12 protein-coding genes are annotated in these 12,797 nt (G+C 53.7%); 7 read left to right on the forward strand and 5 right to left on the reverse strand.

Going from position 1 to position 12,797, the window contains the following annotated elements; genetic code table 11:
• Positions 1 to 484: 484 nt before the first annotated feature.
• From NQU17_11220 to NQU17_11240, 5 genes are all read left to right on the forward strand, one after another.
• On the forward strand, positions 485 to 1,642 hold the full coding sequence (locus NQU17_11220) for an ABC transporter substrate-binding protein (GenBank protein ID UUM11216.1): 1,158 nt from the start codon (positions 485 to 487) through the stop codon (positions 1,640 to 1,642).
• Between the two features lie 91 nt (positions 1,643 to 1,733).
• On the forward strand, positions 1,734 to 2,618 hold the full coding sequence (locus tag NQU17_11225; GenBank protein ID UUM11217.1) for a branched-chain amino acid ABC transporter permease: 885 nt from the start codon (positions 1,734 to 1,736) through the stop codon (positions 2,616 to 2,618).
• 8 nt (positions 2,619 to 2,626) lie between these two features.
• Positions 2,627 to 3,550 (forward strand): branched-chain amino acid ABC transporter permease, encoded by a 924-nt coding sequence (locus tag NQU17_11230; GenBank protein ID UUM11218.1) that lies wholly within the window; start codon positions 2,627 to 2,629, stop codon positions 3,548 to 3,550.
• A gap of 4 nt (positions 3,551 to 3,554) precedes the next feature.
• A complete protein-coding gene (locus NQU17_11235; GenBank protein UUM11219.1) occupies positions 3,555 to 4,343 on the forward strand; it encodes an ABC transporter ATP-binding protein in 789 nt (262 codons plus the stop codon).
• Positions 4,327 to 5,031, forward strand: a complete 705-nt coding sequence (locus NQU17_11240) for an ABC transporter ATP-binding protein (protein ID UUM11220.1) — start codon at positions 4,327 to 4,329, stop codon at positions 5,029 to 5,031. The genes NQU17_11235 and NQU17_11240 overlap by 17 nt, the downstream gene beginning before the upstream one ends.
• Positions 5,032 to 5,135: 104 nt before the next feature.
• Here NQU17_11240 and NQU17_11245 read toward each other — a convergent pair whose 3' ends face one another.
• The 5 genes from NQU17_11245 to rnmV all read right to left on the reverse strand — a co-directional run bounded on the left by NQU17_11245 (position 5,136) and on the right by rnmV (position 10,516).
• A complete protein-coding gene (locus NQU17_11245; GenBank protein ID UUM13506.1) occupies positions 5,136 to 6,740 on the reverse strand; it encodes a Na/Pi cotransporter family protein in 1,605 nt (534 codons plus the stop codon).
• Positions 6,741 to 7,235: 495 nt separating this feature from the next.
• Positions 7,236 to 8,129 (reverse strand): Mrp/NBP35 family ATP-binding protein, encoded by an 894-nt coding sequence (locus tag NQU17_11250; protein UUM11221.1) that lies wholly within the window; start codon positions 8,127 to 8,129, stop codon positions 7,236 to 7,238.
• Between the two features lie 193 nt (positions 8,130 to 8,322).
• Positions 8,323 to 9,126, reverse strand: a complete 804-nt coding sequence (locus tag NQU17_11255) for a lipoprotein (GenBank protein UUM11222.1) — start codon at positions 9,124 to 9,126, stop codon at positions 8,323 to 8,325.
• The gene (rsmA, locus tag NQU17_11260) at positions 9,110 to 9,961 is read right to left on the reverse strand and encodes a 16S rRNA (adenine(1518)-N(6)/adenine(1519)-N(6))-dimethyltransferase RsmA (GenBank protein ID UUM11223.1); all 852 of its coding nucleotides are present in this window, start codon (positions 9,959 to 9,961) and stop codon (positions 9,110 to 9,112) included. The genes NQU17_11255 and rsmA overlap by 17 nt, the downstream gene beginning before the upstream one ends.
• Before the next feature lie 12 nt (positions 9,962 to 9,973).
• Complete coding sequence (gene rnmV, locus NQU17_11265; GenBank protein ID UUM11224.1) at positions 9,974 to 10,516, reverse strand: ribonuclease M5; 543 nt, start codon at positions 10,514 to 10,516, stop codon at positions 9,974 to 9,976.
• 206 nt (positions 10,517 to 10,722) lie between these two features.
• Between rnmV and NQU17_11270 the strand changes: the two genes are divergently transcribed.
• Positions 10,723 to 11,349 (forward strand): hypothetical protein, encoded by a 627-nt coding sequence (locus NQU17_11270; protein UUM11225.1) that lies wholly within the window; start codon positions 10,723 to 10,725, stop codon positions 11,347 to 11,349.
• On the forward strand, positions 11,346 to 12,644 hold the full coding sequence (locus tag NQU17_11275) for an ISAs1 family transposase (GenBank protein UUM11226.1): 1,299 nt from the start codon (positions 11,346 to 11,348) through the stop codon (positions 12,642 to 12,644). Before NQU17_11270 ends, NQU17_11275 begins: the two co-directional genes overlap by 4 nt.
• Positions 12,645 to 12,797: the final 153 nt, after the last annotated feature.

The raw sequence follows: 12,797 nt of genomic DNA on the forward strand, positions 1-12,797 counted from the left end.
TCATTCAATAAATGTGTTCTTTTTGTAAACGTATCATCAGTCACTTGCTAAAATTATCGGTACTTCAGCAGTTCATTATTCGTTTGATATCAAGACTTCTTTTGAAATACACATCTAATTTCTGATTGACAGTTCAGTTAGTACAGTGTTAATATCCATTCATCACATCAAGTGAATGCATATCATACAGTGCCTTGACGAAAAACGACTGCACAACAGATCCATCCCCAGAGATCCGGAGAAGCTGAAAACCGGAGGTGGCTCGTGCTGTTCGATCCTTTCCGAGCCGTTCGGCTGAACCTTCAGTAAGCTGAACCGTCCGCCCCCGTTACCGGGCAGGGTTTGCCTGAACCCGTAAAGGCAGTTGCGGTGACGCAGCTGCAGCCTTAGAGTGGTACCGTGTTAAAAGCACCTCTATGCCGTGTATTCCGGATAGAGGTTTTTTTATACCCAAGTCAAAAAAAATGAATCGGAGGAACAACCAATGAAAAAAAGTCTGAAAACTCTTGTTGCCGTAGTCCTTTCCACCATGACCCTGGCCGCCTGCTCAAGCGGAACCGCCGCAAGCTCCACGGTAAAGCTCGGACTCAACTACGAACTGTCCGGTGATGTCTCAACCTATGGCGCCGGCCTGGTTCAGGGCATTGAAATGGCCGTGGCTGAAATCAACGCTGCCGGCGGCGTGCTGGGCAAGCAAATCGAACTGGTCAAAGCGGACAACAAGTCCCAGACCGATGAAGCAGCCAATGTCTCGGCCCGCCTTGCCACCCGCGACAAAGTCGTCGCCATCCTGGGCCCTGCCACTTCCGGCAACGTCAAAGCTGCCCTGCCGGCTGCTCAGGAAAATAAAGTTCCTCTGATCTCAGCTTCCGCAACCGCTGATGACGTAACCCTGGATTCCAACGGCAAGGTTCGCGAATATGTCTTCAAGACCTGCTTCAGCGATTCCTTCCAGGGCGTCACCATGGCCAACTTCGCGTTCAATGAACTGAAATTCACCAAAGCCGCCATCCTGCGCGACAATACCTCGGATTACTCCAAGGGTCTGACCAAAAGCTTCACCGAGACCTTCACCAAGCTGGGCGGATCCATTGTCGGCGAGCAGGCTTACCAGGCCAAGGATTCCGACTTCAAAACCCTTTTGACCTCCATCAAGGCGGCAAATCCGGAAGTCCTCTTCGTACCGGGCTACTATGAGGAAGTCGGACTGATCATCAAGCAGGCCAGAGAACTGGGACTGAACGTACCGGTCCTGGGCGCGGATGGATTCGATTCCCCCAAGCTCCTCGAAATCGCCGGAGCTCAGGCGCTGGAGAACGTCTACTACTCCAACCACTACACCTCCAGCGATACCACCCCGGAAGTTGTCAAGTTCAAGGAAGCCTTCAACAAAAAGAACGGCAAGGACCCCGATGCCTTCAACGCGCTGGGTTATGACATGGCCTACATGGTCGCAGACGCCATCAAGCGGGCCGGCGCAGCCGATCCCGTCAAGCTTAAGGATGCTCTGGCTGCCACCAAGGATTTCAAGGGCATCACCGGCAATCTGACCATGGATGCTTTCCACAACCCGATCAAAGCCGTTACCATCCTGAAAGTAGAGAACGGCGTTCCCACCTATTTCCTGAAACAGCAGCCTTAAACCGGCCGCAGCCCTGACAGAATAAACACATGACCGATGCGGCTTATAACAGAAACACAGTCCCGCATGACGAAGACGGAGGTAAACCAAAATGGAACAATTGATACAGCAGCTGGTCAACGGGATTTCCCTGGGCAGCATCTATGCCCTGATCGCGCTGGGCTACACCATGGTCTATGGGATCATCAACCTGATCAACTTCGCTCACGGGGAAGTTCTGATGGTGGGTGCCTACATCGGGTTTGCCCTGACCGGAATCTTTTCCCTGCCCTTTCTGCCGGCTCTTTTGATCTCCATGCTCGTATGCGGCACCCTGGGCGTTCTGATTGAACGCGTGGCCTATAAGCCGCTGCGCGGCGGCTCCCGGATATCAGCCCTGATCACCGCCATCGCGGTCTCCCTGTTCCTGCAGTACGGCATGATGTACTTTGTCGGTCCCGAAAGCCGGACCTACCAGGATGTCCTCCCCGCTGCCCAGCTCAATGTTCTGGGCAGCGGAGCGGTCATCGACATCAAGAGTCTCTATATCATTGGAATCACGCTGCTGCTCATGCTGCTGTTAACCTACGTCACGAACCGGACCAAGGTCGGCAAGTCCATGCGGGCTCTGGCTCAGGACAAGGATGCCGCGGAACTGATGGGCATCAATGTCAGCCAGACGATCTCCATCACGTTCTTCATCGGTTCGGCTCTGGCGGGAGCAGCCGGCGTTCTCATCGGCGTTTATTACAGCACCCTGAATCCGCTCATGGGCGCGACACCCGGACTCAAAGCCTTTGTATCCGCCGTCATCGGCGGCATCGGCGTGATCCCCGGGGCCGTCTTCGGCGGATTCTTCCTGGGCCTGGTCGAGACCACGGTCAGCGCTTCCGGCTTCTCCCTGTTCAAGGATGCCGTCGCCTTCCTGATCCTGATTCTGGTGCTGCTCATTAAACCCAACGGCCTGCTGGGCTTCCAGCACAGTGAAAAGGTATAGGTGATTCCATGAAACAGCTTATCAATCGAACAAACCTGATCCGGACCGGCGGAGTGCTGGCGATCTATCTCGCCGTGTTTCTCCTGATGCAGGTCGGAATCATCGACTCTTATCTTTTCCTGAATCTGGTGACGATCGGGATCAATATCATCCTGGCTGTCAGCCTGAACCTGATTACGGGTTATACCGGACAGTTCTCCCTGGGTCACGCGTCGTTCATGGCCATCGGCGCATATACCTCCGGCATCCTTACCGCCCGCCTGGACCTTCCGTTCATTGTCGGAGTTCTGGGTGCGGCGGTCATGGCGGCGTTGGCCGGTGTTCTCATCGGCGCCCCGACGCTTCGGCTGAAAGGCGATTATCTGGCCATTGCCACCCTTGGCTTTGGCGAAATCGTCCGGATCATCGGCCTGAACTGGGAATATGCCGGAGGCGCCATGGGGCTCAACGACATTCCTCGCTACACCACTTGGACCTGGCTGTTTGCCTTAACGGTGCTGACGGTTGTCGTCATCTCCAATTTCATTCATTCCCGCCACGGCCGTGCCGTCATTTCCATCCGCGAGGATGAGATCGCCTCGTCTTCCATGGGGGTCAATACCAGCTTCTACAAAGTTCTGGTCTTTTCCCTGGGAGCCCTGTTTGCCGGCGTCGCCGGCGCGCTGTACGCCAACTATTTCTATTTCATCAAACCCTCCTCCTTCGGCTTCATGCGTTCCATCGATATCCTGGTGTTTGTGGTCATGGGAGGACTGGGCAGCATCCGCGGCTCCATCGTCAGCGCCATAGCCCTCACCCTGATCTCCCTGTCGCTGCAGGGAATCCCCGAACTGCGCATGGTGCTCTACGCGGTCATCCTGTTCATCATGATGGTGTACAAGCCGCAGCGGCTCCTGGGACGGTTCCGCACACTGATTAAGAAGGAGGCCTGATTCCATGGATATACTGCACGTTAAGAACCTTACGAAATTTTTCGGCGGCGTCAAGGCCGTTCAGGGAATCGACCTGACCATCGCCCAGCACCAGATCACCGGCATCATCGGACCCAACGGGGCCGGCAAGACCACTTTCTTCAACCTGCTGACCGGCATTTACGCTCCCTCATCCGGCGAAATCACTTATCACCTGGCGGAAACCGTCGGTTCCCGCCAGCTCAAGCCGCAAAAAATGGCCGCCTACGGCGTGGCCCGGACCTTCCAGAACATCCGGCTGTTCAAGGACATGACCGTCAGCGACAATGTGCTGCTCGGCTGCCACTGCGGCATCCACTACGGCCTGATCCCCTCCCTGCTGCGGCTGCCGCCGTATTTTCAAGGTGAGGACGAGGCCCGCGAGAAAGTGACTGAACTCCTGACCATCTTCAACCTGTATGATCTGCGTGATGAAAAAGCCCGCAATCTGTCCTACGGCGACCAGCGCAAAGTTGAAATCGCCCGGGCTCTGGCCTCGAATCCGAAGGTTCTGCTCCTGGATGAACCTGCGGCAGGCATGAACCCCCGCGAGACGCATGAGCTGACCCGGCTGATCCAGTGGATCAAGGACCGCTTCCAGCTGACCATCATCCTGATTGAGCACGACATGTCCCTGGTCATGAATCTGTGCGACCGCCTCTACGTGTTCGACTACGGCCACCTCATTGCGCAGGGCACGCCGGAGCAGGTCCAGCAGGATGAAAAAGTCATTCAGGCTTATCTGGGAGGTGATTACATTGCTAAAGCTAACTGATCTGTCCGTTCATTACGGGGCGATCCAGGCCCTCAAGGGCATTACCCTGACCGTCGGGGAAGGCGAAATCGTCTCCCTGATCGGAGCCAACGGATCCGGCAAGACCACCACGCTGCGGACCATCTCCGGCCTGGAAAAGAAAAGCGGCGGAACCCTGGAGTTCCTGGACAAAGATCTCTCCCGGATGGCAGCCAGTGACATCGTGCGGGCCGGCATCTCCCATGTCCCGGAGGGACGGCGGGTATTCCCCCGCATGAGTGTCTTTGAGAACATGGAACTAGGTGCCATCACCCGCACGGACAAAACCGCGGTGGAACAGGATTTTGAGCACTGCTTCGAACTCTTCCCCCGGCTGAGGGAACGCCGCCAGCAGATGGCAGGCACCCTGTCCGGCGGCGAGCAGCAGATGCTGGCGATTGCCCGCGGCCTGCTCTCCCGGCCCAAGCTGCTGCTGCTGGATGAACCCTCCATGGGGCTGGCTCCCCTGATTGTGGAAGAAATCTTCCAGATCCTCCACGACATCAACCAGTCTGGCACCACGATCCTCCTGGTGGAGCAGAATGCCAGCCTGGCGCTGAGCTTCTCCCATCGCAGCTACATCCTGAAAAACGGCCGGATTGACCTGGAAGGCCCGTCCCAGGAACTGCGCCACAACGATGAAGTGAAAAAAGCCTATCTGGGGGGCTAGCCGGTTATCCGGCAAGCTCAGCCAACTTACATGAAAAAGCGATCCGACCATTTGGTCGGATCGCTTTTTCGCGTTTTACGTTTTTTTATAATGGATCTCTTCGCTTAGGCTGAAACCACCTCATCCTGAATATGAGCAATGGTATCGGCAATGTTCTTGGAGTGATCCCCGACGCGTTCCATGTTGGACAGCAGATCCAGGAACAGGATACTGGCCAGCGGAGTGCACTGTCCGGCGTTGAGCCGGCGGATGTGGGTGTCGCGGTATTCTTTCTGGAGATCATCGATGCGTTTTTCCATCTGGACAATGGACAGCGCTTTCTTCGGATCATTGGTGCGGTAGCTTTCAATGGCGGTATCAAGCGCCAGGATGGTGTAGTTGTAGATATTGGCCAGTTCGACCTTGGCCGTTTCGGAGATCGCGACATTTTTCCGATGCTTCTCTTCGGCCAGTTCAAGGATATTTTCCGCATGGTCGCCAATGCGCTCAATGTCATTGATCACATGATAGGTATCGCCGATCCGGGCAAATTCATTGATGTCCAGATCGCTGCCCGAGAGCTTGACCATAAACTCCGTGATGATTTCGGTCAGCGTATTGATGCGCTGCTCATTCTGATAGATCTCATCCATTTTGGCCAGATCATTGCTGACAAAGGCATCGATGGCCATCTGGAAGTTCTTCTTGGCCAGTTCGGCCATTTTCACCGTTTCCTTGATGACCTGGCCTTCCGCAATACTTGGCGTCTGCAGCAGGCGGCGGTCCAGGATCTCGGACGGTTTTTCCTCCTCCGGTCCAACGATGGCGGCGGACAGACGGATCAGGACATTGGCAAAGGGCAGCAGCAGAAGGGTATTAAGCGTATTGAAAATCAGATGAATGAAGGAGATCTCCAGTGTCACACTGCCTGGCGAGATGATCTTCACCGCCTGAATCAGAAGCGGTCCCAGCGGCAGGAACACGACCGTTCCAATCACGTTGAAGAGCAGATGGATGACAGCGGCCCGCTTGGCCGTCTTATTGGCCGTGATGGAGGACAGCAGCGCTGTAATGCAGGTTCCGATGTTCGCGCCCAGAATGATCGGGAATGCGACCTCAATGGATATGCTCCCGGTTTTGGTCAGGGCAATCAGTATTCCGGTGGAGGCTGAGCTGGACTGAACCAGCAGCGTAATGCCAAGACCGATCAGAATTCCCAGGTACCAGCGATGTCCAATTTCTACGATGAGAGTCCGGAACGCCTGAGAATCTTTCAGGGGCGCCATGGCTCCGCTCATGGTTTCCATGCCCAGCAGCAGGATTCCGAAACCGAGAAGGATCATGGCCAGGTCCCGTCGTTTCTTGGCCCGGGAGAACAGCACCAGGACCGTTCCGACAAACAGCAGAATGGGTACCATCGCATCAACATCAAAGGTAACCAGGAAGGCCGTGACTGTCGTACCGATGTTCGCGCCCATGATGATGCCGGTGGCCTGAACCAGATTCAGGATGCCGGAGTTGACGAAGCCAACCACCATGACGGTAGTAGCCGAGCTGGATTGTATAATCGCCGTAACAGCAGCACCGACGGCGACCGCGCTGATCGGATTGCTGGTAACTTTCTCCAGGATGAATTTCAATTTATTGCCGGCGGCGCTTTCCAGACCGTCGCCCATCATTTTCATGCCATACAGGAACAGCCCCAAACCACCGAGCAGCCAGATAATCATATTAATGTCCAATGTAGTATTCCTCCACGAAATTTTTCCCTTTTCTATCATACAGAAAAATTACTGAATGTTAACATTGATTCACCAAACTTAACCTTGATTTAACAATGCCCGATTTCATCATATCACAATGGCAAATGACCTGCATTTAAATCTTCGGATTCAAAAAAAGCCAGTCTAATTATTGAATATGTTTTCACAAATAGTCGGATTCGCTGTTGATTTTGCATAAATCCGCCATATTGCCACATTGTAAATATTTACACGGAAAAATTCGTTAAATAACATTCAGGCCCGGAACGGTTCATCGACTCATTGGTGCCGACCGCCCGTTCAGGACCTGAATCATGGGATGTCTGAACTTTCTCTATCTCTTCATGAAACATGAAGCGAAGGTTTTGCAGAGGCGGCGGCTCCTCCCGGACGTACCGGCACAGGGTCATGCCGAACTACGGATTCCCGAGACTCTGGCACTTCTTCGCTGAGCGCCTGCTGTTAGAACAGCGGAATTGATTTCTTCTTATTGGCCTTGTTGCGAGCCATGATCTCTTCCTCATCGGAGAGGAAGGCTTCCATTAGCACATCATATTCCGGATTGCCGTGAGCATACTGCTCGGCCTGACCCTCCTCCAGGTATCTGGTGAAGGCGGGATCCAGCGGCAGTTCGCACAGCAGCTCCAGGCCCATATCCTCCGCGACCTGGGAGGAGGGGTTCTGACTGAAGATATAGTGCTTCTTTGAGCATTCGTCGCACTTGAAGTAAGCCATGTTCTGGATGACTCCCTTGATCGGAATCTCCCGGGTTTTGATCATGTTGACAATCTTGTTGACGATCATGGTCACCATGTTCTGCGGCGTGGAGACGACCACAAAGTAATCTACCGGGAACTGAGTCATGATGGAAATGGCGACATCTCCGGTGCCGGGGGGCATGTCAATGAGCAGGTAGTCCAGCTCGCCCCATTCGGTCTCCTGAAACAGCTGCACCAGCGCGTTGGACAGGATGGGTCCGCGCCACATCACCGGCTGTTCCTCCTCGATCAGGAAGTTCATGGACTGGAGCCGGATGCCCAGGCGCGACACCATGGGCGCCATCATCATTACCTCCGGGTCCTCGGTCGGGATGTAACCCGAGCGTCCCTGCTCGACACCAAAGAATCGCGGAATGGAAGGTCCCGTAATGTCGGCATCCAGGACACCGACGGATTTGCCCAGCTTCGTCAGGGCAACGGCCAAAAGTCCGGTGACGCTGGATTTTCCAACGCCTCCTTTCCCCGAGATCACGCCTACGACGTGCTTAATTTTTCCGAATTTCGGCTTAAGCAGTTCACAGGGCTTGTCCTTGAGGCAGTTCGGCTTCATGGCACAGGTATTGCAAGTAGTCGGCATATCGATGTTCTCCTTGATGATTGAAATTGAGGGGGCTGTGCCCCCTGGGTCAAAATTGAAATAATGGGGGCTGTGCCCTCAGGGGCAGATGATGGAACTGACGGGGGCTGCGCCCCATTGGTTCTATGATTGAGCTGGCTTACGGCTTACACCAACGCCGGGTTCCGGCGCGAGGGCAGCTCTTGGGTACAGCTTAGAATCCTTCCGGCAACTCATCCGACACCTGGGTCGTCCAGGCCTCGTTGGCGTAGCTGGCGAGGATATAGTAGCGGATGGTCTTCTTGTTGATGTTGTCCCGGACTTCCACCAGGGCTTTGTAGAGGTTGGTCTTATAGCCCCTGGTCCGGATGTTCATCACTACGTCCGTTTCCCGGTCGGAATAGACCGGGTGGATGCCCAGACCGTTAAGTTCCAGGTTGAAATCCAGGATTTCGTAGGACATCTGGAATTTGAGCATTTCCTTGTCTTCATTGATCATGATGCCCAGCGACCGGTCCGGAAAGTCTTCTCGGACCTTGCGCGCCGCTTCCAGGATCGAGCCGTAATAGCCCTGGAAGAAGTCCTGCGGCTTGCGCAGGGCAAACAGGTTCTTGATCAGGCTGGCATCAATGCGGTTGAGTACCAGGTAGACCTTGTCGTCGTTATAGAAGTTCCCGCCGTCTTCCTGGGTTCCGACGCCGGAGGTGTAGTAGAACTTGCGCACTTCATTGTCATAGGTCGTAAATTCAAAAATGTAGTCCGGTTCCATGGTGTTGGTCTCTTCCATCGGCATGGCGGCAGCCAGGGACTCATGGAGCTCCCGGATCGTATCCGCGTCGGTGACCACAAAGCGAAAGCCGATGTCGCGGGTGCTCTGGACCACGATCTTGGCCAGATTTTCGGGTGTCACCCACTTGAAGTCCTCATTCTGATAGGTCAGCTTCAGCAGCGAGGTGCAGCCTGACAGGGTCAGGACAAAGACCAGTGCCAGCAAAAGGCTTCTATTGATTTTCTTCATGACCCAACCGCTCCTTTATCTCATCGCTGAGCCGGGCGAATTCTTCAATCGTCAGGGTCTCGCCCCGCCGTCCCGGATCGATGCCGGCTGCGGCAAAAGAGTCGGCCATGATGACCGGATCAATGCCCATAGGTTTCAGGGTGTTGTGCAGGGTCTTGCGCCGCATGGCAAAGCTCTGGCGCACCAGCTGGAAGAACAGCTGCTCATCCTTGGGGGCAACCCGCCTCTGGCTGCGGCGATCCAGCCGGATGACCAGCGAATCCACCTTAGGCTGAGGAATGAAGGAGACCGGCGTGACCAGGCGGATCAGTTCCGTATCGGCATAATAGGATATCAGCACCGACAGCGAGCCATAGTCCTTGGTCCCCGGCCCGGCGTTCAGACGCATGGCCACTTCCTTCTGAATCATAATGGTAATGCTCTGCCAGGGGAAATCCTCTTCCAGCAGGCGCAGCAGGATGGGAGTCGTCACGTAGTACGGCAGATTGGCCACGACTTTCACCGGAGCTCCCTGCGTCAGCGCCTTCAGATCCGTCTTGAGGACATCGCCTTCAATCAGCCGGAAGTTGTCATAGTTTTTCAGTTCTTCCTTCAGAATCGGGATCAGAGCCGAATCAATTTCGACGGCAGTTACCTGACCGGCTGCCTCGAGCAGTGCCCGGGTCAGCGTGCCGACACCCGGTCCGATCTCGATGACATGATCTGCCTTCGTTATGTTGGATCCCTCGATGATATCTCGTACCACGGTGGGATCCACCAAAAAATTCTGGCCCAGCGATTTGGTAAATCGAAAGCCATATTTTTTGACCAGTTCTTTTGTATTTAATCGTTCCATAGATACTCCTGTTTATTGATCTCCGGACAAGGTGCCGGCGACCCGTTCGAATTCTTCCCGGCTGATGCCGTAATTGTTCAGTCTGGACAAAAGCGTTGAGGCACTGCCATAGCCGACGCCCAGCTTTTTGCCCAGCGCTTCGCGCCGCTTCTTTGAATCGGCCCGCCCCATCAGGCCATGGGCCATCAGATCCCGGGTCGTGAACTCCTCGCGCGCTTCGCAGGTCGAGGCATGGGCAGTAGCCAGCGCCCGCCGGATGCTCTCCGGATTGGCGTTTTCCACACCGATATCGCCTTTTCTGGTGCCTTCTTCGCGCATGATATAGGCATGCCGGACTCCGGGACAAAGGGCTTCGATGCGCCGCCGGATCGTTTCTCCCGCATGATCGGGATCCGTCAGTACAATGACGCCCCGCTCCCTGCCGGCTTTCTGAATCCGCCGGATCGTTTCGCCCGTGATGCCAAACCCGTGGACCGCGATCACCTCTGCCTCAACGGCCTGTTTTACGGCAGTCACATCGTCCCGGCCTTCCACCACAATGATTTCTTTGATCATATCCTGCTTCCTTTCCCAAAGTCTCCTATTTATTATAGCGGATTTTTCCCTGCCCACACAAAAAATCGCAGTCGTCTCTCCTCCGGTCTAGGATAAACGCATCAATTAGCCTTCATTTTAACCGACAAATGACTTCCCCTTGTTATTTGTCGGTTTTTAGCACATAATTGTATTACATACTATGTAATACAAAAGGTGGTGAAGGCATGGCTGATTATCCCGATTGGGTGCTTAAACATAAGAAACCAGGTACCTACATCAACGTCGTCAAAGGTAAGTACTATCTGTATGCCGCCCATTCGGAGCGGATCAAAGGTACAGACAAAGTTCGGCGGGTCAGTGATGGTTATCTGGGTCGGATCACTGAGGAAGATGGCTTGATCCCGCCCAAGGACAAAGTGAATGAGCCACCGGTTGTTTTGGAGTTTGGCATGTCCACAACGGTTCTTACCATCTGCGAGAACATCCACAAAGGCCTGCGCCGTACTTTCACCAAAGCTGGTGACCTGGTCATGGCAGCATCCATCCTCTCGTTTTTGTATGGAACTTACGACTCTCTTCTGTTCAAACAATCCTATCTATCCAGGCGCTTCCCAGACCTTGATTTTGACGCGGTTCTGACAAAGCCCCAAGAGTTTGGGATCCAGCGGAGTCAATTGATGATCCGGGACACAATGGCTAGACACTTTGGTGAGGATCTTCCAACCGTGATGCTCCTTTTTCCTCTGGTCTACATGGTCAGCATCAATGACCGGGTTTACCGTTCCGCGGAACCCGAGGTCACCAGACAACTACGATTGAAATATAACTTGAAGTGGGAGGACCAGCTATGAGCAAGATTTGCAGACCCATCCTGGAATACCGGGAAGTCATCAAAGCCACCGGCATAACCATTGACGAGTACACCCCTCCCCAAAAGATCATGAAGCGTTTTATTCGCCTGTTCCGGGAGATCGAAGATGTCAGGATCCAGGCGATGACCGACTACCCGCTCGAGGAGATCCTGGTGATCGCCTTTCTGGCGGTGCTTGGCAATGCCTCGAGTTGGAATGAGATCGAGCGGTTTGGCAATGCCAAGCACAAGTGGCTGAAAAAATTCCTGAAGCTGAACAATGGGATTCCTTCTCATGACACGTTTCGCCGGGTCTTCTCACTGATTGCCTCGGAGCAGCTGGAAAAGGCTACTGTACTGTTTCTAATGGAGAATATGGCTGTCCTCAGGAAGTCTTTGGGCATCAAATCATCGGTACGTCAACTGTGCATTGATGGGAAAGAAGAACGCGGTACGGGACGCAAAGCCGGTACTGATCAGGAGATCCGTAATCTGCAGACTCTGCATATCTACGATGCCTCCAATGGCGTCTGCATAGTCTCTCATCAGATCGACAGCAAAACCAATGAGATCCCCGCTGCCCAGGAAGCACTCAAAATGCTCCAACTCAAAAATGCCATCGTCACCTTTGATGCTCTGCACACGCAGACCAAAACCATCGGAATCATCATGGAGCGAGGCGGAAACTATGTTGGTGCCCTGAAGGGTAATCAGGGAAAATTGGCACTGGCTGCCGCTGAATCCTTCACGGAGAAGAATAAAGTCAGAATTCGAAAAGCTGGAAAGAATTATTACGAGACCACTGAAAAATCTCACAGTCAGATTGAAACCAGGCAGTTCTATATGACCAAGGCCATTGATCTGGATAAGGAGTGGCAGGGGCTTCGTAATTTCATCTGTTACGAGAAAAGGATATTCAGCACAATAACCGGCAAAGAGAGCACTGAAATCCGATACTATATCACCAGTCTCAATGATGTTGAACTCGGCGGAGACGCGATCCGGGGGCATTGGAGTGTGGAAAACCAGCTGCACTGGCATCTGGACTATACCTTCCACGAAGACGACAACACGACAGTGGATCGACAGGCGTTCACCAATTTGAGCATCCTCAATAAGATGGCCTTGTCCCTGTTCAAACTGGTCCAGCCACTGATGAAAAAGAACAGCAGTATCCGGCTGATCCGGAAGGATTTCTCCTGGGGATTCGAAGATAATCTGGCTAAGCTGCTCAATTCCTTTGACGAGAATGTCTTGAAAAACGCTTTAGAAAATGCAAATTTGAATAGAAAATAGGGATCTTGGAGAAAGCGACAAAAACCTTGGGGAAAGTGCGCTCCAAAATCACCTTTCAAGCTGAAACTGTCCCCTGGCCTGTAATGGCCAGGGGACAGTTTCCTTTAAGGTTATGTTGTTTGAATTGATGCGTTTGTCCTACCTCCGGTCAGA

It is taken from the genome of Clostridiaceae bacterium HFYG-1003, from assembly GCA_024579835.1.
Classification (GTDB): Bacteria; Bacillota; Clostridia; order Clostridiales; family Clostridiaceae; genus JG1575.

Bases quoted from the DNA above. Each gene is read 5' to 3' on its own strand.
- NQU17_11250 (UUM11221.1), bottom strand. From the start codon at position 8,129: ATGCCGACTACTTGCAATACCTGTGCCATGAAGCCGAACTGCCTCAAG.
- rsmA (UUM11223.1), bottom strand. From the start codon at position 9,961: ATGGAACGATTAAATACAAAAGAACTGGTCAAAAAATATGGCTTTCGA.
- NQU17_11270 (UUM11225.1), top strand. From the start codon at position 10,723: ATGGCTGATTATCCCGATTGGGTGCTTAAACATAAGAAACCAGGTACC.
- NQU17_11245 (UUM13506.1), bottom strand. From the start codon at position 6,740: ATGATTATCTGGCTGCTCGGTGGTTTGGGGCTGTTCCTGTATGGCATG.
- NQU17_11255 (UUM11222.1), bottom strand. From the start codon at position 9,126: ATGAAGAAAATCAATAGAAGCCTTTTGCTGGCACTGGTCTTTGTCCTG.
- NQU17_11220 (UUM11216.1), top strand. From the start codon at position 485: ATGAAAAAAAGTCTGAAAACTCTTGTTGCCGTAGTCCTTTCCACCATG.
- NQU17_11230 (UUM11218.1), top strand. From the start codon at position 2,627: ATGAAACAGCTTATCAATCGAACAAACCTGATCCGGACCGGCGGAGTG.
- rnmV (UUM11224.1), bottom strand. From the start codon at position 10,516: ATGATCAAAGAAATCATTGTGGTGGAAGGCCGGGACGATGTGACTGCC.
- NQU17_11275 (UUM11226.1), top strand. From the start codon at position 11,346: ATGAGCAAGATTTGCAGACCCATCCTGGAATACCGGGAAGTCATCAAA.
- NQU17_11235 (UUM11219.1), top strand. From the start codon at position 3,555: ATGGATATACTGCACGTTAAGAACCTTACGAAATTTTTCGGCGGCGTC.
- NQU17_11225 (UUM11217.1), top strand. From the start codon at position 1,734: ATGGAACAATTGATACAGCAGCTGGTCAACGGGATTTCCCTGGGCAGC.